This is a genomic window from Brevibacillus agri (assembly GCF_004117055.1).
Taxonomy (GTDB): Bacteria; Bacillota; Bacilli; order Brevibacillales; family Brevibacillaceae; genus Brevibacillus; species Brevibacillus agri.
Genome location: NZ_CP026363.1, coordinates 1569605 through 1592861, shown reverse-complemented (window position 1 = coordinate 1592861; position 23257 = coordinate 1569605). Strand labels below are relative to the sequence as shown.

Sequence of the window (23257 nt, the reverse complement as noted above, 5' to 3'; positions counted from 1 at the left end):
CCTCTGTGCGCTCCCCACCGCTACAGTTGAAAACGGTACCCGACTCCCCAGACCGTTTCGATGTACTGCGGCTTGGATGGATCGCTTTCGATTTTTTCGCGCAGCTTGCTGATGTGCACGGTCACAGTCGCAATGTCGCCAAGGGAATCCAGTCCCCATATTTTTTCAAACAGCTCGTTTTTGCTGAACACCCAGTTCGGATGCGTCGCCAAAAAAAGCAGCAGCTCATACTCCTTCGAGGTCAGCGGAACTTCCCCGCCATTGACGTACACTTTGCGCGCGAGCTTGTCGATCCGGATGCCGCGGATGCGCAGCTCGTCCTTCGGCGCGCGCTGCGCCGCTTCGGACACGAGGCGGTCGTAGCGCGCCAGATGTGCTTTCACCCTCGCCACCAGCTCGCCCAGGCTGAACGGCTTGCTGATATGGTCGTCTGCGCCCAGGCCCAGCCCGCGAATTTTGTCTACGTCTTCCTTTTTCGCGGAGACGAGCAGGATCGGAATGTTTTTCGCCGCGCGCACCTCGCGCAAAATGGCAAATCCGTCTACCACGGGCAGCATCAAGTCCAGGATGATGAGGTCGTAATCCTCCGCCAGCGCCTTTTGCAAGCCGACCTCGCCGGAGTGCGCGACTTCGACCGCATAGCCGTTCGCTTCCAAATAATCTTTTTCCACCTCGGCGATCACTGTATCGTCTTCAATAATGAGAATGTGCTTCATCCGCTTCACCCCCTGTCCCTTTTTGCAGTGGCAAGGAAACATGAATGCTCGTCCCGCGACCGACCTCGCTGTGCGCCCAGACCCGTCCGCCGTGTCCTTCCACCAGTTGCCTGACGATGGCAAGCCCGAGCCCGCTGCCGCCTGTAGCGGTAGTGCGGGCACGGTCCGCGCGGTAAAAGCGGTCGAAGATGTAAGGCATCGCTTCCTCGCTGATCCCCGTCCCGTTGTCGGCAACCGTCACGATCGCCTCGTCGGCTGTCGCTTCCAGTTGTATCGAAAGCCGCCTGTTTTCCTGCTCCATGTATTTCAGGCTGTTGTCGACGATGTTCATTAACACCCGGTGCAGCTTTTCGCGGTCCGCCATGACGATAAGCGGCTCGCCCGCCGTCCCTGCCGCGCTGATGTGCACACCGGACAGCCGCGGCTCTAGACGCAGCTCCTGCACGCAGTCTGCCACATAGGCGCGAATGTCGACCGGCTCCAGATGAAACGGCAGCTTGTTCAAATCCAGCCGCGAATACAGCAGCAGCTCGTCGATCAAGCGATCCATCTGCACAGATTTGCCCGCGATCATCCGCATATATTTTTCGCGCTTGGCCTCTGTGTCGGCAATTCCGTCCAGCACCGCTTCCACGCACGCCTTGATCCCCGTAATCGGCGTTTTCAAATCGTGCGAGATGCTGGAGATCAGCTCTTTGCGGTTTTCCTCGTATTGCAGTTGCAGCCGGATCGAATCGTGCAGGCGAACGCGTATTTCTTCGAACGCTTCGCCCAGCTCGCCCAGTTCGTCTTTTCGCCCGAGCAGGACAGGACGTTCCAGGTTGCCTTCCTTGATCTCGTGCGCCGCCTGCTTGAGCGCGTACAGCGGGCGGATGATGCTGCGCGAGACGAGGTAGGTCAACACGCCGTTCGTCAGCCCGACAATGGCGAGGAAACTGACGACCATGGCCGCAAAGAAAGAAACGCCTGACGTAAACGCAGGGCTGTCATCGCGAAGAAAATAGAGCGTGCCCTCGCTTTTGTCCGCAAAGGCAAACGAATGCGTCTCGACGGCGTAGCCTTTGCTGCTCCACGGCGGCAAGCGGCGCGTGCGCTCATCGTGCGCAGGCGGCTGCATATACTTCGCCCAGTCCGCCTGCTCAAGCGAAGGGGAAGCGAACAGCACCGCCCCGTTTTTAGCTAACATCAGCGCTCCGCCAAGACGCCGCAACTCTTCGTCTGTCTCGGCCAGCACGTCCTGCTGCAAAAGCCGCTCCGCGTCGTAGCGGGCCAGAAAAGCAAGCCCGGCGAACAGCTCGTCCCGCCGTTCTTGCGTCTGCCGGAACAAGGGCTTCCCCGGCTCTTTTCCTGTTCCGTGCGGGAACGACTCCCCCAGAAAAAAAGCGCCCAGCAACGAGGCCACCAGTGCGAAGCAGACGACGGGAACGACAATCATGGCGATATATGATAGCAGCAGTCTCGTTTTGATCGACATGGCCGTTCCCCTCCCGCGCGTATGATTGCTGCCATTATACTACAGTCGTTTGCAAAAGGCTTACTGCGCCTCGTGCTGTCCCCAGCCGCCTTGTTTCCAGTGGCTTCGCAGCTCCTCGCGGGTGACCTTCTCCACCTGTTTTCCCGTCAAGTCAATCTGCTCAGGCACAGTTGCGGCCAGGTCGGACAGGCGGATGTCCACAGACAGGCGCAGCGTGTGCTCAGTACCTGCCGCGTCTGTGCCCACCAGCTCTACCTCGGCGGTTTGCCGCTCGATCTGGTTCTTTTCGTTCATCGTCGCGTTCAGCACGACTTGCGCAAGCTGGACGTCTTCTTGCAGAAGCGGCAGCTTCACGGCTGGCCCGTGCTCGCGAGCCGCCGCTTCCTGACTGCGCTCGGCGATCTTCGCATAGATCATCGGCCCGGCGAATTTGGCGAACATCGGCAGTTGCTCCCGGGAGAGCTGCAAGGTGACCTGCTTGCCTCCGTTCGGCAAATTCTCGACGGTCGCCTCTCTGCCAATCTCGCCGAACAAGGCGTTGTGCAACTGGCTCATCATCGCACTCGGCTCCCCATGAGCGCCTCGCCGACCCTCGCGTCCCCAATCCATTGCTTCCATGACGCGATACACGTCGCGATCCCCTTGCTTAAAAACAACCTGATCCTGCTTGCGAAACACCTGAAAGCTACCCTCGCCGTTCGCGCCGGAAAAAGTCCCGTTCACGCTGCCCAGCCGCTGTTCGTGGTCGACTTTTGCCACCCCGTCGACTGCGAGCAGCGTCGTTTTGTTGTCCGTCAGCTCAAGCTGCGCGTGCGCGGTCATGCTCCCCGCTTCTTTCGTCTGGCGCAGAGCCGATTGGTACACCGCAAAGCCCGTGCTGTCCGCATTCGCGGATACGCCGATTCCCCACGCCATCGCTCCGCCGATCCCGACAGCCAGTCCGATTGCCAGCCATTTTTTTCGCATTCCTCATCCCTCCAGTTCAGTTCGAAAGCGACTGCTTCACTTTCTCTACCTGCGATGATAAAGGCGAGGTCTAAACGCGCTCTAAACCAATTCTAAAAAAAGTGTAAAAACAGGCCCGTGCCCACAGCGCATCTGCGGCGCACAAATCTTCCAGACATGGTATATTGGTAAAAATAACTTTACAAGAATGGACGAAAAGCGAGGTTGGAAACGATGAACAAGCAGGAAGGCTACATAGAGGTTCCTGGCGGCAGAGTGTGGTACACCCGCGTCGGCACAGGCGAACAGACACCGCTGATCGTGTTGCACGGCGGACCCGGCAATACGCACGCTCCGCTCAAGTCAACACTGCACGTATTGGGCGACGAGCGCCCCGTCATTTTTTACGACCAGCTCGGCTCGGGCAACTCCGACAGGCCGACCGATGCGTCCTTGTGGAAAACGGAGCGGTTCGTGGAAGAGCTGGCCTGCATCCGGCAAGCGCTCGGATTGGCGCAAGCGCACATCCTCGGCCATTCGTGGGGAACGATGCTGGCGGCGGCGTACTTGCTTGACACCAAGCCTGCTGGCGTCTCGAGCGTGATTTTTTCCAGCCCGTGCCTGAGCGCCCAGCGCTGGAAGGAAGACGCAGACCGCCTGATCGCCCGCCTGCCAAAAGAGGTTCAGCAGACGATTGCGCAGCACGAAGAACAAGGAACGACCGACTCGGAGGAGTATCAGGACGCGATGAAGGAGTACTACGCGCGATACGTGTGCCGCCTGGAGCCATTGCCGGAAGTTCTCGCCGAAAGCCGCCCGAAAGCGAACAAAGACGTGTACATGACGATGTGGGGGCCGTCCGAGTTTTGTCCGACAGGCAACCTGAAAACGTTCGACTACACGCCGAAGCTGCATCAGCTCGACATCCCTGCCCTGTTCGTCTGCGGCCGCCACGACGAAGCGACGCCCGAGTCGACGCGCTACTACCAGTCGCTCGTGCCGGGCGCCGAGTTTCACGTCCTGGAAAACAGCTCCCATATGGGCTATTTGGAAGAAACGGCCGAGTACGTGCAGACCGTCCGCGAATTTTTGCGCAAGGCGGACAAGCGCTGATTTCCGCCGCCGCAAGCAAAAGCCCCGTCTCGCAGCTTTTTTTAGCGAGACGGGGCTTTGCGTTTATCCGGAAACGATTCGCATCGCAGCGGCTCGCTGCAAAAATTTGACCGTCCCTTCTCCGCTGTCGGGCAGAACCGCCGGATGGCAGTTTAAAAGGCAGCCTGCCGTCCCGCAGTGAAAAACTCCGTTCGTTTTGCTCGTCTGAGAGGTGATCTCCACTTGATAGCGATCGGGCTTAAAGAAGACAGCACGATCATCGGAATTTACGCCTATTACCAAAACGGCGCGCTCCCCCTTTCTCCCCGCTAATTTCTTCCCGAGAAAAAAACGATACTCCCGTCCGGGGAAGTATCGTTTTTTGCTTACAAGCCTTGATTGGCTGCGGATTGCCGGGATGTGACCGCCACTCTCCGCCCTGCCCGGTCCAGTACCTCTCCCCGCTTCGGACGAAACGTATTCACCCGCAGCTTGTCCCCGTGCTCCAGCTCGGGCAGCAGGAAGGACGGGTTCCAGTTGATGTACCAATCTTGCTTGTCGTTTTGCGTTTCTTTAACCAAAATGGCTTTGCCTGTAAAAGAAATCGGCTCGCCAAACGTCTGCACGCTGAGCCGGTAGTGAAAGCTGATTTTCCCGTCTTCGCCCGGGACGACGTCTTCGTTGTACAGCGGTTCCACGCTGATATGCGTAGCCTCGATCCCGCTGTAGATGTTTTCATAGCGCGAGACAAACTCTTCTTTGCTCACCTTTGCTTTCGCATCCAGCGAGAGCTGCTCGTACATGTCGCTGAACTGCTGCTGCTTCCATTTCGCCGTATAGGCGGTAAAAGCCGCCTTTGCCATTTCTCCCTCTTGCTTCGACCCCTGCTGCCAATAGTCCCAGATGAGGAAGAAAAATCCCGACAAAATGACGAGAAAGACACTCCAGAAGCAAAACCATGCCTTTTTCACCAGTTCCTCACCTTCCTTTTCACACGATAAACCAGCGGAAACAGAGAATATATGGAAGAAAGCTGATGAAACGATGATATTTTGCTCACAAACAGATGTTAAGTGTCAGACAATTCTCTTCGCAGGCCGCTCGTTCATTTGCTGGCCCCGTTTTTTGGCGCAGCCGTGTTTCGCGTACAGCCAAATTAGCCAGATTAGCCAAAACAGCCGCTCCCATTTTCAGCCATTTACAAAACTTGGCTGCGCCAAGCCTTTGGTGCAGCCTTAGTTGCCCTTATACTGGACAAGAATCTTATCCCTTCTTATCTGTACAAAAAGGAAGACCGCTGGCTCGTCTCCCTTTTTCACTCTTCCCACATGTAGCCGAATCGGGGAATGGTCGTTATTTTTTTCCCGTACTTGCCCAGCCGCTTGCGCAAACGGTAGACAAGCGCATTGATTTCGGCGCGCCCGACATCCGGGACGCTGGTTTCGGCGTGAACCATTCGCTCCGGCCAGATCGACACCATGATTTCCTCATAGCTGACGGCCTGATTGGCCCGTTGATACAAAAGCGTAAGCAAGTCCATATCTTTTCCCGTCAAAGGAATCCGCGCGCCGTCCAACCGGATTTCCCGACGCTCCAGATTGATGACCAGACCGGAGGACACGGCAGCCGGAACGGTTGACTGCAGCAGCGGAAAAGAAAATTCTCTGGTGACATCCAGCTCGCTGCCTTCCGCAAAAAAGACCAGCTCGACGACTCCTTTGGCGAGACTGATGAGATCGCCGTGAAACAGCGGCTGCGGCGTTTGGTGGATCGGTGTCCCGTTCACCTCTGTTCCGTGCTTGCTCTCCAGGTCGGATATTGTATAGCGATTGCCGATTTTGCGAATCACGGCATGTCTTCTCGATACATATGGGCTGGAAAAAGCGATGTCAGGTGCAAGCTGGCTCCCTCGCCGTCCAATCGTGTACTCGTCCCTGCGCAGGAACTGGCGCTTTTGCACAAGCTCCGGATCGCCTTTTTTGATAAGGACATAGACGCCGTCTTCCAACGTTCATCACCTCAAAAAAGAGTTGCAGCTATCCGTATTTAATTACATACCAAACTGCCGGAAAGTCAACCCTTTTTTCCCTATATAGAAAAGCCGCCATCATCTTCGGCTTCCGAAAGCGCCTGACAACGACAGCTATGCTCGTTCCTTTTTGTTTTGCCTGAAGTATGAACGTCCGTGCTCTTTCGCTTGCGAGGAACTCATGAACAGCGCTTGAGTGCCGCCAGCTTTTTTGGCTCGATCGTCAGCAGGTGGCATACCCCGTTCGGGACGAACAGCTTGTACGCCATTCCTTTTGGCACAACCAGCAGCTCTCCCGCCTCGATCCAAATATTGCGCTCATGGGACATCATCAGCAATCTTCCGTTGACGACCAGAAGCATCTCGTCCTGCTGGTCGTTTTGTTGCCAGGGATACTCTCCCGAAAGCTGCTCCAGCTTGATCGCCGAATCGTTCAACTCGCCCACGACCATTGAGCTCCAAGACTCCTGTAACAATGAAAACTGTTGCGCGATGTTTATTTTCTCCATGATGGTTCTCTCCCCTTTGTCCCCACGATAATACAAAAGAGAGCCAGGAAAAATAGCAGCGATCTGATAGATTTATGATATTTGCGATCACAAAGCGATAATAAGATGCAAAAAATTGTAACGAATCAAACAGGCCGGACGCGGCTTCCTCTCCGCCTCCCATCCCATAGCGAGTTTCGCCCGCCCTGGCTGGGGCTTGGCCAAGGCGAGCGTTGGAGATGGTACACCCCGAATGCGCCGCCAGCGACCTCATGTGTTTATTTTTTATTTTGATGGGGAGGCTCAAACATTTTCGTTTCAACCGGGACGTTCACGTGAAGTTCTACTGGTTTCAAATAGCTAACAACGTTGCTGTTTCCATCGTATAATTCGTATTTAGCGAGAATCCCCGAATCTTTGTCGACCCAAAAGCGAAAGGTCTGCGCGCCATGTTTGTCGCTATTCTTAATCTTGCCTGTTAAAACGATCGTATGGTGATCTAGCAACCGTTCATCCTGTTTTTCAATCTCCCAGTCGTTGTAGTCGCGCGTAAAGTTTGAGGCGATTTCATATGGAAACAAGGAGCTTTGCGCGATGCCAATGGGAGGTCGCTCACGGTAGGTTGTCACTGTCATTCCCTGAGAATCGGTACGGAAAGCTTCTTCAGGAATAAGCGTCGCTCCCGAGCGGTTGAATTTGTACTTCTTTGCGTCCAATGTTGCCGAGGAACCGTCTTCCGTACGCCATAACGTACCGTTTTTGTAATAAGTCAGCCATACTCTTGAAGGCTTGGAATCGGCATCATAGTCAGTGACTTTACTGTATCCTCCCTCCATTTCGCTCAGGCTGAGCTGATACTCAACAAGCGACTTTTTCCCTTTTCGCAAGAGCTCAAACTTGCCGACCGCTGTCTCAAAATAATCAACCGTATTCAGCAACTTCGTCAGAACTTCCTTTTTGGTCATGTCGCTTGCGATTTCCGCTTGTTTTTGTGGCGAAAAAACAGTCTCCTGTTCAAGCGGCTTGGGAAGCGACGGACCCTTTTGCGCATCAGCGTGCGGTTGTACAGCTTCGCTTTGTGCCTGGGGAGAATGATTCAGGTCGGCGGCATTTGGATGGGAACAGCCGCCTGCGATCAGTGCTACTAGCAGGTGTAACCATACGATTTTCTTCACGTTTCCTCCTGATTACATTTACTTCCAAACTTTCCTTACATAATAGACGAGCGTTTGCGCAATTTGTTTCTCGGAAAATTCAGGCCCACGTGCGTTTCTCTGCTCTAAAAAAATAAGGAGGGGCTATTTCCCCTGCCTTAATTACCAATGCCCTACTTTTGATTTTTCTGCAAAATGTCCGCAGCTATCTGCTCGATCATCGCCTTTTTCCCGAGCGCGAAAAACGCTTCGTCGTAGTTTTGCTTCGTGGTTACGCGGTACACCTTGCCGTTTTTGTTCGCGCGCATATTGCTCCAGATCGCCGTGTCTTCCAGCACGTTTTGCTCGGAATCGGCGAGCAGCACGATGTGGTCAGGGTCGAGCGTCGACAGCCCCTCCAGGCTCGTCTCCTTGCCGCCCCACGGGTCCGGATCGGGAATCCCGGCCGCTTTCGGCAGCTTCAGGTCGGTGTAGATCATGTCCGCCAGCCCCGTTTTCGCGTAAATGCGAATGCCCTTCTGGGTGGCTTCGATGACCGCAAACGTTTCCTCGCCCGTCGCCGCCGCGATCTGGTCGTGCAACTCCTTCGCCCGGTCGTCATACGCCTTTAGCCATTCCTCCATTTGCGGCTTTTTCCCCAACGTTTCCGCGATGAAGTCAAACCGTTCGCGAAACGCGTTGAAGCCGTAGGGCACGCGCACAGTCGGGGCGATTTTGTTCAGTTGTTCGTATATCTTGTTTTGGCTCGGCCCGGCGAAAATCAGGTCCGGATTCGCCGCCGCAATCGCCTCGACGCTTACTTCGTTTTGAAACCAGCCCGCTACGGCGACGTCTGTACCCAGCTCTTGTTGCAGGATCGGCGTCAGCTCTGTCGGGCTCTGATACTGGCTGTTCCCCGTCAGCACCGGGCGAATTCCAAGCGCCAACAGCTCCTCTGTCGCCCCGGACACGTCCGCGATTCGCAGCGGGTTGGCCGGGATCGTCACCTCTCCGGCCGCGTCCTTGACCGTCCGTGTCTTTGGCGCTTGCGCCGCCGGCTTGTCCGCCTGGCCTGTTTGTCCTGCTTGACCGTTGTTTTCCGCCGCTTGGCTGCAGCCGCCTACGAGCAATGCCAGACCGAGCAGTCCTGCGATCCAGCCGTTCTTTCTGTTTGCCATACGTTCCGTCATCCCCCACCATTGTGATAATGATTCTCAACAACTATGCTTGATCGTACTCTTGCAAGCCGTTTGCAACTACCCGATGATGGCGAAAAATACGGTTGGCGGGATAAGAAAACCTGTAGCGAAGCCTCCCCAATGACGAGCGACCGCGTTTCGGCGGAAGGTTGTTCTCGCTGAATCGGGTAGTTTGCTCTCGAAGTTTGATCCTTTCCGATTCAGTAAAAAAAGCGGGAGAATTATCTCCCGCCTGATGCATACGGCAGCACGTGCCTTCCCCGCTTCACGTCGGACGGGTTAAGCCCGTACTGCTTGCGGAACGCCTCGGAAAAGTGGCTGAAGTTGGAAAAGCCCACAGTCAGCGCCACCTGGCTGACGTTCAGCTCGCCTGCGCGCAGCAGCTCCAGCGCTTTTTCCAGCCGCTTTTCCCGCAAATAGGCGAACACGCTCGTGCCGAACTCCTCTTTGAACCCGACTTTCAGCTTGTATTCGTTCAGTTGGGCCATGCGCGCCAGCTCGACCAGAGAAGGCGGCGCCTCCATGTGCGCGAGCAAAATTTCCCTGGCGTTGTGAATCTTCTCCCGGTCGCTGCGCGACATGCCGGGCTTGTTGCCCTCCGGTTCCCGCCCGAACAACAAAGTGTCGAACGCATGCGCGGCGATCTCCAGCGTCTTGCCTTCCGCATGCAGCTTGCGCAGTTTGGGCTGGGATGCCGGCGGCGCGATCAACTGCCGAAGCCGCATCGTCATATCCGGCCGTAGCGGCATGCGAAACATCCGGAAAGAACGGCCGCCGAGCAGCCCCTCAAATGTATAGGGCGTCCCTTCGTCCATCTGCGCGAGCCATTCGTTGAACAGCTCCACCGAAATGCCGATCGCCACCGAACGAAACGGCGCTTCGGCCAAATAGCAAAAATCCGCCTGAAAGTCGCGCATCAACTGCAGCGAGCAACTGTCCGGCACCAGGTCGTGCTGGGAACTGCCCGAGACAGCCACCTCTCCCGTCCCTTGGAGGCAAAAGCTCAACTCGACCATGGCCGCCTCCGAGCGAAAATGCATGGCGTGGTCATCCGGAAAACGGTGAAAGGAATCGACAATCTCCAAACCAGGGCGAGGCATCATTCTGTTGATGTATCCGTTCCAGCCGGACAACTCATCCCCCGCCAACTCTGTGCCGATGTCATCGAGCCGAACGTTCGGCAGCGCGTCAATGTAACTGTCGTAGATGGAATGTATGGATGTGGAATGCATGGCAATCTCCCTGTTATTAATATTTATTCTTTGCTGAAAACGATTCTTGTTCTCATCATAAAGAAAAAAGCATGGCCTTGGCAACCTTCTCGCCACGAATGATTGCCTTGGCACATGCATCGACTAATGCAAAATGTTTAACAAAATCGTCAGCGTCCCTACGCTGAAAAGCGTCGTAACCAGCACGCTGCTGGAAACGAATTGCGGGCGCATGTTGAACTGGATGGCGTAAATCGCCGTAGTCGCCGCAGAAGGCATCGCGGCGAGGATGACCAGCACCTTTTGCAGCAGCGGGTCAATCGGGAAAAACAGGCAGATCACATAGGCCAGGACAGGCGAAGCGATCAGCCGAATTACGCTGGCGGCGCTGAGCCCTTGCCACTCCAACGCTTTGGACGACACGTTGGCAAGCTGCATCCCCAGGATGAGCATGACGACCGGAATCGCCGCCTGCGCCACGAGGTCGATCGCCTGATAGTAGCTCTCGGGAATGACGATGTTGAGCTGCTGCAACAAAATCGCCAGGACGACCGCGTAGTTGGAAGGCTGCTTGAAAATCGCCCGAATCGCCGTGCCCACGCCACCCCCGCCGCGCGAAGCGAAGTAGACTCCGAACACCCCCATGATGATCGAGTGAAACACCATGATCTGGACCGCGTACGTGAACCCGGCATCCCCGTATGCGAACAAAATGATCGGCGTTCCGTAGTTCCCGCTGTTCATGAAGGCGGTGGAGAGCATCAGGGCGCTCTCCTGCGACTTGTCGTACCTAAACAGCCGCGCCGTCAACTGCGTGAGCACGATCAGCGCGCCCAGCAGCAATAACGAGATGATGACGATGTAAAACAATTGCAGATCAAGCTCTGTCTTGTAAAACGTGCGAAAGACAAGCGCCGTAGTCAAAATGTAAATCGCCAGCGAAGAAATCGGCTTCAAATCCATTTGAAACTTGCGTTGGAGAATGTACCCCGATAAAAAAATGAGCAAAACAGGCAAGATGACTTCGAGGAAAATCATGGTCCATCCCCACTTCTGTATTCGAGTCTTGAATTAAGAATAGTATAGCAAAATTCACAAAACATTCATGACCGTTTTATCGGCCGCAAACGGTTTCATTTCCTTTTATGAAGCTCACCGGGATTTTTTCCCGAAAAAAGCCGATCCCCTCGCCAAAAAGCCGTCTCCCTGTTTCCAGGAAGACGGCTGGATGGCCGCGCCACTATTTTGCTTGTTGCAAAAAACGTTCTACCTCTGCCAAAACAGGCAGCGCGGGAATCGCGCCCGTCCGCGTCGTCGTAAGCGCACCTGCGGCGTTGGCAAAGCGGACCATGTCCCTTAGCCTCGCATCCGTCATGGCGGCCAACGGTTCAGCCGCATCCAGCAATTGGCTGAGCAGGCCGCCCCAAAAGGCGTCTCCCGCCCCGCCTGGATTTTGCTCATATGCCGCTTTTCCCGGCTCGGGATGGGGCATCGGCGTGAAATCAATCAACAGCTCGCCGCAGGCAACTACATCGGGCATGGTTCTCTCTCCTTTTCTTGCTCTGAAATCAACCTAGCCAGGCCGTCAAGGCAACAGGCAAAGCGTTCACTTCTTCGGCAAAAACAGCTCCGGCGCCGTGTACAGCGCGGGAGAGCCGCCTGTGTGCAGGAACAGCACGTGATCGTCCCGGCCAAAGCGCCCTTCGCGGACAAGCCCGATCAGGCCGGCCATCGCTTTGCCCGTGTAGACCGGGTCCAGCAAAATCCCTTCCGTCCGGGCGACAAGCTGTACAGCCTCGACCATTTCCTCTGTCGGAATCGCGTAGCCTGGCCCGACAAACCTGTCCTCGCACTGCACCCACTCCGGCTGAATCTGCCCCGTGAGGCCGACGGTCGCGGCTGTGCGCTGCAAAAGCTCCAGCACCTTCGCCTCTTGGGCGGCACGGTCGCGGCTGACGTTGACGCCAATCACCTTCGTGCCAGACTGCCTCGCTGCGAACCCGGCAATCAGCCCTGCCTGCGTCCCGCCGCTGCCTGTTGCCGTCACGACGTAATCGTATGGCGTGCAGCTCTCCCACGCCTGCTGCTCGATTTCCTCCGCGCACGCCATGTAGCCGAGCGAGCCGACCTCGTTGGAGCCGCCAACCGGAATCAGGTACGGCTTTCTCCCCGCTTTTCGCAAGCTTTCGGCGAGCACGTCCATCTCTGCCAGCAAATCTTTGTCTGCGGGAACGACTTCGATTTTTTCAGCGCCCAGCAAATGGAACAGCAGGTGGTTTCCGCTCGCCTGCGGATTGTAATCGCCTGTCTCGGGCGCGGACAAAACAAGCTGGCAGCGCAATCCTTCGCGAACCGCCGCGGCCAATGTCAGGCGGCAATGGTTCGATTGGACGGCTCCGCACGTAATCAGCGTGTCCGCTCCCTGCCTGATCGCGTCGGCGACCAAATATTCCAGCTTGCGCGTCTTGTTGCCGCCAGCGGTCAAGCCGAGCAAATCGTCGCGCTTGATCGAAATCGTCGGTCCGCCCAACTCCTGCGACAGCCTGTCCAGACGCTCGATCGGCGTCGGTCCTGGCGTATATGTTCTGCGCTCATAGCGAATTGGCTTCATCTCATAAGGCTCCCTTCGAGCTTGATGGAATAATAATACGCGCTGGCTTTTGCTGATTCCTGCTCTCGTGACGGGCAGCCGCTTGCCAAGCTCTCTCGCCACAGCCGTACCGCTTTTGGACAAAAGCGCGGAAGTCTGCCGCCACCTCCGCCGATTATTTGGCTGCTGCTGCGAAAAAACCGCCCCGCCTGATAAGCGCAACATCGTTCTCGCCCGCTGTTCATCTCTTGTTCATCTTCTTCTGCTACACTCCTTCTTGTAGACAATCACGAAGCGAATGGGAGATGATTTTTTTGCTGGTATGGGCTGTACTCTTCATCAATCTGGCACTGGTTACGTACACGATCGGCGTCTGGGCGGAACGCCGCTCCAGGGAGCTTGCCTGGGGGCACTTCGCCTTTTTCTGTCTGGGGCTTGTGTTCGACACGGTCGGGACGGCCTTCATGAAGCTTTTGGCTGACGGCGCCCCTTTGAATTTGCACGGCATCACCGGATTGGCTGCGCTCATCCTGATGTTTTTGCACACCGCCTGGGCAGGCTTCGTCCTGTGGAAAAAGCAAGACAGCCAGCGTAAGCAGTTTCACAAATTCAGCCTGTTTGTCTGGATTCTTTGGCTGATTCCGTACTCCATCGGTGTCGCCTTGAGCTTTCTCAACGGCTAGACGCCCCTTTTCAAAAATAAAAGCGACAAGCAGGCTGTCCAGGCGTTGGGCAGCCTGTTTTTGCGGAAGCGGAATGTGCTTTTCTCGCGCAAGAACGGGATTAGACTTCGCTTATTCCGGGTATAGAATACAAACGCCTGCTCGCGTGCAAAGGACAGGGAATCCGGCACGCGAGCAGATCGCTACAGTCTGCCAGCAAGAAGGGGTTTGGATGAAGAAAAGAAGAACCTATACGCTTCGCTTTATTTTGGAAATGCTTGTTGTTTTTTCTGTGCTCGCAACGATCTTGATTGAGGTCATTTCTTCTCTTCATGTCAACCGAACCTCACTCTCCAGCAACTATTTGGAAAACAACTATCATTACGCCAAAAAGCTGGCGAAAAATACAACAGACATATTGACGGCGCTGCAAAACAACATCGACGCGATTGCCAAACAAGCTGGCGACAAGCCGCTCAAAAACACCGACCTGCAAGCGTGGTACATGGCCAATCGGCAGTATTTCCACTCGCTGCTCATAGCAGATGCGACTGGCCACATCCAGGCGGTCAGCCCGGCCGCATCAGGTGTCACGGCAGGCACCTTGCTGACCTCCCATGCCGCCCGACTCGCCCTGTCCACTATCCGCTGCACGGCACCTGGGCGGTCGACATCATCACCTGTGCCGATCAGGCATTGTACCACTCCAAAGCTACAGGGCGGAACAAGACGACCTGCTTTCGCCTGGAGGTCGCGTCCCTGTAGTCCGGGCGCCTCCCGCTGTTGAATGGATGGGGGCTGCGCCTCCACTCTTCGGCCATGTTTTCGCACGCTGCCGCAATCAAACGGCCTTGCCCTGCCCGCAACTGTCCGCCAGAGCAAAAAAAGCTGCCGACAGATCGCGGTTGATCTGCGACAGCTTTTGCTCTTGCTCTAGCCAAACAAATAGTAGCGGGAAAGATCCACGCGGTAGTTTTGGACAATCTCGTCGATTTCCTGTTTGCCCCGCATCAGGATGTCCATGTACTTTGCTTTTTTCTCCTCGCTCATCCGGTAAATCGGGCCGGAGATCGTCAACGAGCCCATCACATGTCCGTCGTAATGGAACAGCGGACAAGCGATGGCCAAAACGTCCGGCGTGTATTCGCCCGTGCTGATCGCCCAGCCGTTTTCGCGAATATGCACAAGCTCCTCGCGCAGTTTGTCCGGATCGGCAATCGTATTTTTCGTGTACTGCCGCAGGCCCTGCAAAATGATTCGCTCGATTTGCTCCTGCGGCAAGTAGGCCATGATCGAGCGATACGAGGCCCCCACGAACAGCGGCGCCCGGCTGCCGACGGACACGGAGTATTTCACGACGTTGTCCGGCTCCAGCGCATCGAGGGTCAGTGCCTCATCTTCGTCCAGGCAAGTCAGGAAAATGGATTCTCCCGACTCTTCCATCATTCGTTGCAAAATAGGCCGAATCAGTCGTGATACATGGAACGACTCTCTCATTGTCAGTCCAAGCTCCCACAAGCGAATGCCTAATGAGTATTTTTTGGTCTTGGGATCTTTTTCCAGAAAGCGATTGGCTTCGAACGTAGACAATACGCGGAATACATTGGCGTGATTCAAACCGACTTCCTTGGCGAGTTCCCTGGCTCCCCACTCCGGTTTTTCTTTCGTGAAAAGCTGTAACAATTTGAGTGATTGATCCAACGTTTTTAACACGACGACTCCCCTTATTCACGATTACTTGTCTCGCAAGCGAAAGCTTTTCATCAGTTTTGCTCGTACAAAAAGTCGATGGCAGCCGCTACGTACACCTTCGCGCAGCGGATGACATCCTCCACCAGCACTTTTTCGTTGAAATTATGGATGCTCGGCAAGTACGCCGGACCGTATTGCAGGACCGGAATGTCGTACGCGCGGAAATGTCGGGCATCGCTGCTCGCCCACTGCTGAACGCCAAAAGCGTGCTCGCCTGTCACGTACGTGATGTTGTCGACAATCGCCCGGCAGACCGGGTCGTCAGGCGAGGTGTAGTTGGCGTGGCTTTGCGTTCCCATCGGCACGATTTCATAGTCGATGTCCAGCTCGTCCAACTGGCTGGTGATGTAGCCCATGACTTCCGCTCGCGTCACGCCGAACGGCAGGCGGCAGTCCACTTCTACCGTGCAAGTGTCCGGCACGACATTCGCTTTTGTCCCGCCCTCAATCGTCCCGATGTTGCAAGAGACGCGCTCCAGCACGTCCTGGTACGGTTCCCGCTCGGTGCCGAGCATGTACTCCTTGGACACCTTCACCAGTTCCTTGACTTCATCCGGAATGACGACGGGATAATCCCAGACGGTACGAATCCGTTCGATTGCGCGAATCGCGTCCATGATCGCGTTTTTTCCGGCAATCGGACCCAGGCTGCCATGTGCCGGTTTGCCTTTGACCGTAAGCTGGAACCAGCAGGAGCCCTTTTGCCCCAAAGTCGGATTGTGCGGCGAGGACGGCTCGGCAATCAGGCAGCCGTCGCCTTCGACCAGCTTGCGCTCCAAAATCCACGGTACGCCCAGCGCGCCGCCTGTCTCCTCATCGGGCACGATCGCCAAAATCAGTTGTCCCGGCAGTTCGATCCCCAGTCGCTGCAAAATCGTCGCGGCAAAAATCAGCCCAGCCAGGCCGCCTTTCATGTCGGAGGCGCCACGGCCCAAAATCCAGCCGTCTTTGACTTCTCCGCTGAACGGGGCAAACTCCCACTTGGAGAGGTCGCCCGCAGGCACCACGTCGGTATGCCCGCAGTAGATCAGCTTTTTGCCGCTCTCCCGATTGCCGATTCGGGAAATGAGGTTGTACATGTTCGGCCCTGCTTCGTGCCAGTCTGTCGCGATGCCAAAACGCTCCAGATATTCGGTAATATAGCGGCTGATCGGGCCAGAGTCGCCCGGCGGGTTTTCGCTCGGGAACTGAATCAGGCGGCAGCACAGCTCGATCAGCTCTTCCTTGTTCTCTTCGACAGCGGCGATGACCTGGTCTTTTAACGCTTTGATCGCAGCGCTCATGATCCGCTCACCTTGCCATCCAATGTGAGCAGATGCTTCATCGAGCCGTACAGCGACGTCAGGCGCGCAAACTCGGCTTCGTCGTAAAACGCGCATTTGCCAACGCCAAACAGCTTGGCTACCTCGATCACGAAGCGCACCACCTGCTCGACGTGCACGAGATGAGTCGCTCCTGTCGCGCAGCCTGCCACTGGCACCTGCGTCGTCAGCGCGATGCCGACAACCGGGCTGTCCGTGACCACGCACGGCTGCATGATGCTGTTGATATGATGCAGATTGTTGCCGTACGGTGTAATGTCCTGCACCGTGATCGGCAGCGTCACGGGCATGTTGCCGGACGTCTGCTTCATCACTTCCAACAGATCGTTGCTGATGCGCAAGATGTACCCTTCCTTGACCGTCGGGGTAATGGCATAGCCTGTATGGTTGAGAATCATGTTTCCTTTTGTCGTGTCGATGGACAAAATCGCGTCCATCTCCGCCGCCACTTCGTTCGCATTCATGATTTGCATGTCGACAGGAGAGTTCATGAACGGCACAGGGTCGTGCGGCAATGTCGGCGCATCCGGGCAAATGTGCGTGGTGAGCAGGATATCGCCCGCCAAAACGTCCCCGCGCTGCTGCATCTCCGCCAGCTTGGCCGCTGCCGCCATGCACGCGAGAGCGCCGTCGCCATCGGATACGAAGCCGATTTGCTCGGGACGCGCACCGATCCCGCCCAGGCGGCCAATGACGCCCAGTGTCGGCGCTGTGCCGCCGCTGCTTTTGCCGTTCTTTCCTTTTATCAATACTTTGACGAAGTCGGTTTTTCCTTTTTGTCCATGGACCGTAGACATTTCTACGTCGCGAAAACCTCTTTGCTCAAAATACCGCTTCAGGTCGTCTCCTGTAACGTAAGCGCTATCCATGAGATCGTACATCTCGATTACATGCTTGAAAGACATAAAGCAAGTCCCCTTTTCATTATGATAGATTTCCTAAAAGATGACAAGAAACCATATGCTGCTCTTCGTACAGCGTGAGGGCAGGCGCTTCTGTCTGGCAGCGGTCGGTCGCATACGGGCAGCGCTTGTGAAAATGGCAGCCGGACGGCGGATTCATCGGGCTTGGCACGTCCCCCGTCAGGATGACCCGCTCCTTTTTCACCAAGGGGCTTTCCTTCGGCACGGCGGACAGCAAGGCGCGCGTGTACGGATGCTGCGCGTTGTGGTAAATCTCCTCGTACGTTCCCATCTCGACCACGCGGCCCAAGTACATGACTGCAATCCGGTCGCTGATGTAGCGCACGACGTTCAGGTCGTGGGAGATGAAAATGTAGGTGAGGTTGAAGCTCGCCTGTAGCTCTTTGAGCAGGTTGATGACCTGCGCCTGAATCGAAACGTCGAGAGCGGAGACGGATTCGTCGCAAATGACGACTTCGGGATTGAGCGCCAGCGCTCTCGCGATGTTGATCCGCTGTCGTTGTCCCCCGGAAAACTCATGCGGATAACGAGTCGCATGGTAGTCAGACAGGCCGACGACGGCGAGCAGCTCCTTCACCTTTTTCACCCGCTCCTGGTGGGTCCCGACCTGGTGGATGACGAGCGGCTCCATGATGAGCTGTTCGACCGTTTTGCGCGGATCGAGCGACGCGTACGGGTTTTGGAAAATCATCTGGATCGACTTGCGCGCCTTTTTCATTTCCTTGTCCGACAGCTTGGCCAAATCCTGGCCGTTTAAGATGACCGAGCCTTCTGTCGGGCGAATCAACTGCATCACCAGCCGGGCCAGCGTCGACTTGCCGCACCCGGATTCGCCGACGATGCCGAGCGTCTCTCCCCGTCTGACCTCGAAGCTGACGTCATCGACCGCCTTGACGACCTTGGAAGACTTGGCGAACAGCGACTGGTCCTTCACGGGAAAATACTTTTTCAACTGGTTGATCTGGATAATCGCCTCACTCATGTGCGGCTCCCCCCTTCCGTTCGAGACGTTCGTCTGCTGTCTGGAAATGGCACGCCACCAAATGGTTCGGGCCTGCTTCTACCAGCGGCGGTCTTTCGCTCAAGCATTTGTCTTTGGCATATGGACAGCGGGGAGCAAAATAGCAGCCCGCGATATCTTCGCGCAGATCAGGAGGATTGCCCGGAATAGATGGCAGCTTGCCTGCGGTGTCTGACTTGATTTGCGAATCGAGCAATCCCCACGTATAAGGATGAAGCGGATTTTGGTACAAATCTTCCACCGTCGCGTATTCCACGGTGTTTCCGGCGTACATGACGAGAACTTTTTGGCAGCTCTCCCACACGACGCCCAGGTCATGCGTAATCATGATGATCGAGGTTTGCAAATCGTCTTGCAGCTTTTTCATCAAATCCAAAATTTGCGCTTGTACCGTCACGTCCAAAGCGGTTGTCGGCTCGTCCGCAATCAACAGCTTCGGATTGCAGGCCAGCGCAATCGCGATCATGACGCGCTGGCGCATCCCTCCGGAAAACTCGTGCGGGTACTGCTCCAGACGCTTTTCCGGCTCCGGGATCCCGACCAGCTTCAGCATCTCGATGGCGCGCTCACGGGCGGCTTTTTTGTCGAGCTGCTGGTGCAGGCGAATCACTTCCATAATCTGATTCCCCACGGTAAAAACCGGGTTGAGGGAGGTCATCGGGTCCTGAAAAATCATCGAAATTTCATTTCCGCGAATCTTCCGCATTTCCGCCTGAGAAAGCTTCGTCAACTCTTTCCCCTCAAACAAAATGCTGCCTCGTTCGATTTTTCCAGGGGGAGACGGAATCAGCCCGAGAATGGCGGTCGAGGTGACGCTCTTGCCTGAGCCTGATTCTCCGACAATCCCGATCGTCTCCCCCTGCTTCAAGTCAAAGCTCACACCGTTTACCGCCTTCACGACCCCGGACGAATAAAAATAAACGGCCAAATCTTGCACGCTGAGTAGTACATCTGACTTTGCCAATTCCTCTTCACCCCAATCTATGTTTCGCTTTCGTCGCTTACACTTTCATTTTCGGGTCGAGCGCATCCCGCAAGCCGTCACCGAACAGGTTGAAGCCGAGTACGGAAAGCAAAATCGCCAGCCCGGAGAAGGTAGCCATGTGCGGGGACAGGACGAGGAAGTCTTTTCCGTCCTTCAGGATGCTGCCCCATGAGGCTGTCGGCGGCTGCACGCCCAGACCGAGGAAGCTCAAGGCCGCTTCGGAAATGATCGCGCCGGCTACGTGCATCGTCGCGTACACAATGATCGGTGCCATACAGTTTGGCAGGATGTGGTGAAAAATGATCCGGGAATCGTTTGCCCCGAGCGATCTCGTGACCTCGATATACTCCTCTTCCTTGACCGCCAGCACCTGGCCGCGGACAATCCGGGCAAAGCCGGGGATGTTGGCGATCCCGATGGCGAGAATGACGTTGAACAGTCCGGCGCCGAGCACGGTCATGAGCGAGATCGACAACAGAATGAACGGAAAGGCGAACAGGCCATCCATGAGGCGCATGATGAGCGCGTCCCATTTGCCGCCGTAATAGCCGGCGAGCAGCCCGAGCAACGTGCCGATCATGCCGCCAAGCCCGATGGCAAAAATCCCGACGATCAGCGAAATTCGCGTCCCGTAGACGATCCGGCTGAACAAATCGCGTCCGTAGTTGTCCGTCCCGAGCAAATGGCCGTCGATGCCAGGCTCGGACAGCGAATTTGCCAAATCCATCTCATTCGGACCATGCGTGGCGATCAGCGGCGCAAACAGGGCGAAAATGACCATGATCGCGATGATGACCAGGCCGATCATCGCCAGCTTGTTTTTCAATAGCCGTCTCCAGACACTGTTTTCCTTGCTTTTTTTCTTCGGTGCGAGCGTCGCGGGAGCTGGCGATAGCGGTTGCGCATGGTTGCTCATATCGGATCAGCCCTCCCCTTTGTTCGATAGTTTCACGCGCGGATTGACCACGGTGTACAAAATGTCGACGAGCAAGTTAATCAACACGAAAATGACGGCGATGAACAGCACGGTTCCTTGGACAACGACAAAGTCGCGGTTTTCGATGGCGTCCACCACAAGCCGTCCCATCCCCGGCCAACTGAAGATCGTCTCCGTCAACACCGCGCCGCCGAGCATGGACGATATTTGCATCCCCATCACCGTGAGCAACGGCGTCATCGCGTTTTTCAGAGCGTGCTTCCAGACGACGAAAAATTCGCGCAGCCCTTTGGCACGAGCCGTCTTGATGTAGTCCTGGCGGATCACTTCCAGCATGCTGGAGCGTGTAATCCGGGCAAAAGTCGCCATCGGAATGGTCGACAAGGCGATGCTCGGCAAGATCAGGTGGGTGACGACGCTGCCGAAGCCTTCGGACAAAGAGCCCATTCCCGTTGCCGGCAGCCAGCCGAGATACACGCTGAAGTACAGGACGAGCATGACCCCGAGCCAGAAAATCGGCATCGACACGCCGACGAGCGAGAGGATCATGACAGTGTAATCCCAGACGGAATACTGCTTGGTCGCAGAAATGATGCCAGCCGGAATCCCGATCAAAAGCGAGAGAGCGAGCGCACAGGCGGAAAGCAAAAGCGTGTTCGGGAAGCGCTCCATAATGAGCGACATCACAGGCTGGTTGTAGCCGAGCGAAGTGCCGAGATCGCCCTGCAAAAGACTGCCGAGAAACTCGACGTATTGGAGGTACAATGGCTGGTTTAACCCGAGCGATTCCCGCATTTTGGCGATTTCATCCGGAGAAGCCTGCGGCCCGAGCAGTACCGCCGCCGGATCGCCGGGAATCAGCCGCGTGATGATGAAAACGGTCGTGGCTACAACAAACAGCGTCGGGATCAAGTCGACTAACCGTCTGAAAATCAGTTTGAGCAATCCATTCTCCTCCTTTCAACCACTCTTGCTTGATGAATCATGTCCGAAGAGAGGACCAGGCGGCCTCTCTTCGGACGGGAAAAGCTTGCCTGCTGTTTACTTGTTCAGCCAGACGTTCGTTTCGTCGTTCACCAGGAAGATCGAGCCGTCCGCGCGCACCTGGTAGTCTTGCACGTATTTTTTCATGCCCGTTGCCACGTCAAGCAGCCCCAGCTCCACATGGACGCTGTCGTCGTTGATGAGCTTCATGGCCTGGCTGTACAGCTCTTTGCGCTTCGCTTCGTCTGTCGTTTCCGCTGTCGCGCGCTCCAGGAGCTTGTCTACTTCCGGGTTGCTGTAAGCGTAGCCGTTTCCGAGAGAGCCGATTTGCTTGCTGTGGAACATTTGGTAGAGGAAGAAGTCAGGGTCTGGGTACCAGGACCAGCCCATGATGTAGAGCGGCGCTTTTCCTTTGGCGACGATGTCGCTGAACGTTCCCCACTCTACTGTCTTGATTTCCGCGTCAATGTTCAGGTTGTCTTTCAACTGCTGAGCCGCGATAGTCGCCTGCGGCACGCGGGAAGCGATTACATACAGCTCGGTTTTGAAGCCGTCCGGATAGCCTGCCTCTGCCAGAAGCTGTTTTGCTTTTTGCGGGTTAAAGGCAGGTACGGCTGCTTCGAGCGACGCGTCATAGCCCCACGATGCTTTCGGCAGCGGCAGAAACGACTTCTCCGCTCCGCCCCACTTGAACACGCCTTTTACCAGCCCTTCCACGTCAACCGCCATGCGGATGGCTTCCCGAACCTTTTTGTCTTTGGTCGGACCTTCGATCTGGTTCAGGCCCATGTACTCGATGGACAGGCCCGGCTTGGTCTGCAGGTTCAGGTTTGGATCCTTCTCGATGATCGCGCGGTTTTGGCCTTTTACATCCGTCACCATGTCGATGTCGCCGGAACGCAGGGCGTTGGTCATCATGTTTGCATCTGTAATGAATTTGAACTCTACGCCGTCCAGATGCGGTTTTGGTCCCCAGTATTTATCAGAACGCTTCAAATTTACAGAATCATCTTGATTGAACTTGTCGATCATGAACGGCCCGGTGCCAACGAGATGCGTGCCGAACTGATCTTTCCAGCCTTCTACTTCTTCACGCGGCACGATGATGTTGCCGCCATCGGTCAGCATCGCCAGCAAGGCTGCGTTTGGCGCATCGAGGTGAATCGCGACCTCGTTTTCGCTGATGACTTCGACTTTTTCCACGCCGCGCAGACGCTTGAGCGCGGATTGCTTCGCGGAGCGCTCCAGGCTGTACTTCACGTCTTCCGCTGTCATTTTGCGCCCGTCCTGGTATTTGCCAGGCTGGAAGTACACGTTGTCACGCAGCTTGAACGTGTACACCTTCATGTCATCGGACACTTTCCACTCCGTAGCCAGGCTCGGCTCGATTTTGGACAGGTCGCTCGTGTAGCGGACGAGCGTGTCGCCAATGCTGCGGATGATGTTCGATTCATAAGCTCCGGTGTACGCAATCGGGTCCAGCGTTTTTGCTGTAGACGACAAACCGATTTTCAGCACGCCGCCGTCTTTCGGCTGCCCGGCAGCCGCCTGCTGCTCACCGCCCTTTGACTCTTGGGCAGGTGCACTGCCTTGTCCCCCACATGCAGCGAGTGCCAACATTGACACGACCATGACAGAAGAAAACAACGCTTTGGCTTTGCTAATTTTCCTCACTACGATTCCCCCAGTTAATGTTTTTGTATCAAATAACGAAACACATATTCACTATGTGTTACGTTTGGATTATAGCAAATGGCTTTTTTAGTGTAAATAGTCGAAAAACAAAAAAAGTTA

23 protein-coding genes are annotated in these 23257 nt (G+C 55.8%); 3 read left to right on the top strand and 20 right to left on the bottom strand.

Annotation, left to right across the window (positions count from 1 at the left end; genetic code table 11):
* Positions 1 to 20: 20 nt before the first annotated feature.
* The 3 genes from BA6348_RS07985 to BA6348_RS07975 are packed head-to-tail and all read right to left on the bottom strand — an operon-like array spanning position 21 to position 3156.
* Entirely contained in the window at positions 21 to 716 is a 696-nt protein-coding gene (locus BA6348_RS07985) for a response regulator transcription factor (RefSeq protein ID WP_005827462.1), read from the bottom strand.
* Entirely contained in the window at positions 694 to 2190 is a 1497-nt protein-coding gene (locus BA6348_RS07980) for a sensor histidine kinase (RefSeq protein ID WP_122952999.1), read from the bottom strand. Before BA6348_RS07980 ends, BA6348_RS07985 begins: the two co-directional genes overlap by 23 nt.
* 60 nt (positions 2191 to 2250) lie before the next feature.
* Positions 2251 to 3156 carry a hypothetical protein gene (locus tag BA6348_RS07975; RefSeq protein ID WP_122953000.1) on the bottom strand — a complete coding sequence of 302 codons (906 nt, stop codon included), beginning with the start codon at positions 3154 to 3156 and terminating at the stop codon, positions 2251 to 2253.
* 213 nt (positions 3157 to 3369) lie between these two features.
* On the opposite strand from BA6348_RS07975, the gene BA6348_RS07970 reads away from it, so the two are divergent.
* Complete coding sequence (locus tag BA6348_RS07970) at positions 3370 to 4248, top strand: proline iminopeptidase-family hydrolase (RefSeq protein ID WP_005827466.1); 879 nt, start codon at positions 3370 to 3372, stop codon at positions 4246 to 4248.
* Between the two features lie 365 nt (positions 4249 to 4613).
* Here BA6348_RS07970 and BA6348_RS07965 read toward each other — a convergent pair whose 3' ends face one another.
* The 9 genes from BA6348_RS07965 to cuyA form a co-directional block, all read right to left on the bottom strand.
* Complete coding sequence (locus BA6348_RS07965) at positions 4614 to 5198, bottom strand: NTF2-like N-terminal transpeptidase domain-containing protein (protein WP_007780251.1); 585 nt, start codon at positions 5196 to 5198, stop codon at positions 4614 to 4616.
* 344 nt (positions 5199 to 5542) lie between these two features.
* Positions 5543 to 6235, bottom strand: a complete 693-nt coding sequence (locus BA6348_RS07960) for an FHA domain-containing protein (RefSeq protein ID WP_007780247.1) — start codon at positions 6233 to 6235, stop codon at positions 5543 to 5545.
* 200 nt (positions 6236 to 6435) lie between these two features.
* Complete coding sequence (locus tag BA6348_RS07955; protein ID WP_005827474.1) at positions 6436 to 6708, bottom strand: cupin domain-containing protein; 273 nt, start codon at positions 6706 to 6708, stop codon at positions 6436 to 6438.
* 314 nt (positions 6709 to 7022) lie between these two features.
* Entirely contained in the window at positions 7023 to 7919 is an 897-nt protein-coding gene (locus tag BA6348_RS07950; RefSeq protein ID WP_025849093.1) for a LolA-like protein, read from the bottom strand.
* Between the two features lie 152 nt (positions 7920 to 8071).
* Complete coding sequence (locus BA6348_RS07945) at positions 8072 to 9055, bottom strand: ABC transporter substrate-binding protein (protein WP_007780240.1); 984 nt, start codon at positions 9053 to 9055, stop codon at positions 8072 to 8074.
* A gap of 242 nt (positions 9056 to 9297) precedes the next feature.
* Positions 9298 to 10308 (bottom strand): helix-turn-helix transcriptional regulator, encoded by a 1011-nt coding sequence (locus BA6348_RS07940; protein ID WP_005832578.1) that lies wholly within the window; start codon positions 10306 to 10308, stop codon positions 9298 to 9300.
* 123 nt (positions 10309 to 10431) lie between these two features.
* A complete protein-coding gene (locus BA6348_RS07935) occupies positions 10432 to 11325 on the bottom strand; it encodes an AEC family transporter (RefSeq protein ID WP_005832580.1) in 894 nt (297 codons plus the stop codon).
* Positions 11326 to 11527: 202 nt separating this feature from the next.
* Entirely contained in the window at positions 11528 to 11827 is a 300-nt protein-coding gene (locus BA6348_RS07930) for a PfkB family carbohydrate kinase (protein WP_007784498.1), read from the bottom strand.
* A 66-nt stretch (positions 11828 to 11893) separates the two neighbouring features.
* Positions 11894 to 12898, bottom strand: a complete 1005-nt coding sequence (gene cuyA / locus BA6348_RS07925) for a D-cysteate sulfo-lyase (protein WP_005832585.1) — start codon at positions 12896 to 12898, stop codon at positions 11894 to 11896.
* Positions 12899 to 13191: 293 nt separating this feature from the next.
* Here cuyA and BA6348_RS07920 point away from each other — a divergent pair, with 293 nt between their 5' ends.
* Both BA6348_RS07920 and BA6348_RS07915 read left to right on the top strand, forming a co-directional pair.
* Entirely contained in the window at positions 13192 to 13560 is a 369-nt protein-coding gene (locus BA6348_RS07920) for an HsmA family protein (protein WP_007784503.1), read from the top strand.
* Positions 13561 to 13771: 211 nt separating this feature from the next.
* Positions 13772 to 14326, top strand: a complete 555-nt coding sequence (locus BA6348_RS07915; protein ID WP_007784504.1) for a hypothetical protein — start codon at positions 13772 to 13774, stop codon at positions 14324 to 14326.
* Between the two features lie 146 nt (positions 14327 to 14472).
* Here the strand turns inward: BA6348_RS07915 and BA6348_RS07910 are convergent, their stop codons facing one another.
* The 8 genes from BA6348_RS07910 to BA6348_RS07875 all read right to left on the bottom strand — a co-directional run bounded on the left by BA6348_RS07910 (position 14473) and on the right by BA6348_RS07875 (position 23137).
* Positions 14473 to 15252: an IclR family transcriptional regulator gene (locus BA6348_RS07910; protein ID WP_005832591.1), complete on the bottom strand. Its 780-nt coding sequence runs from the start codon at positions 15250 to 15252 to the stop codon at positions 14473 to 14475.
* 50 nt (positions 15253 to 15302) lie between these two features.
* A complete protein-coding gene (locus BA6348_RS07905; RefSeq protein WP_122953001.1) occupies positions 15303 to 16574 on the bottom strand; it encodes a M20 family metallopeptidase in 1272 nt (423 codons plus the stop codon).
* On the bottom strand, positions 16571 to 17518 hold the full coding sequence (locus tag BA6348_RS07900; RefSeq protein ID WP_005832596.1) for a DUF1177 domain-containing protein: 948 nt from the start codon (positions 17516 to 17518) through the stop codon (positions 16571 to 16573). Before BA6348_RS07900 ends, BA6348_RS07905 begins: the two co-directional genes overlap by 4 nt.
* 19 nt (positions 17519 to 17537) lie before the next feature.
* Complete coding sequence (locus tag BA6348_RS07895; protein WP_025849105.1) at positions 17538 to 18518, bottom strand: ABC transporter ATP-binding protein; 981 nt, start codon at positions 18516 to 18518, stop codon at positions 17538 to 17540.
* Complete coding sequence (locus BA6348_RS07890) at positions 18511 to 19521, bottom strand: ABC transporter ATP-binding protein (RefSeq protein ID WP_026558134.1); 1011 nt, start codon at positions 19519 to 19521, stop codon at positions 18511 to 18513. The genes BA6348_RS07895 and BA6348_RS07890 overlap by 8 nt, the downstream gene beginning before the upstream one ends.
* A gap of 37 nt (positions 19522 to 19558) precedes the next feature.
* On the bottom strand, positions 19559 to 20458 hold the full coding sequence (locus BA6348_RS07885; RefSeq protein ID WP_007784508.1) for an ABC transporter permease: 900 nt from the start codon (positions 20456 to 20458) through the stop codon (positions 19559 to 19561).
* A 6-nt stretch (positions 20459 to 20464) separates the two neighbouring features.
* On the bottom strand, positions 20465 to 21424 hold the full coding sequence (locus BA6348_RS07880) for an ABC transporter permease (RefSeq protein WP_005832604.1): 960 nt from the start codon (positions 21422 to 21424) through the stop codon (positions 20465 to 20467).
* Positions 21425 to 21520: 96 nt separating this feature from the next.
* The gene (locus tag BA6348_RS07875; protein ID WP_005832606.1) at positions 21521 to 23137 is read right to left on the bottom strand and encodes an ABC transporter substrate-binding protein; all 1617 of its coding nucleotides are present in this window, start codon (positions 23135 to 23137) and stop codon (positions 21521 to 21523) included.
* Between the last annotated feature and the right edge of the window lie 120 nt (positions 23138 to 23257).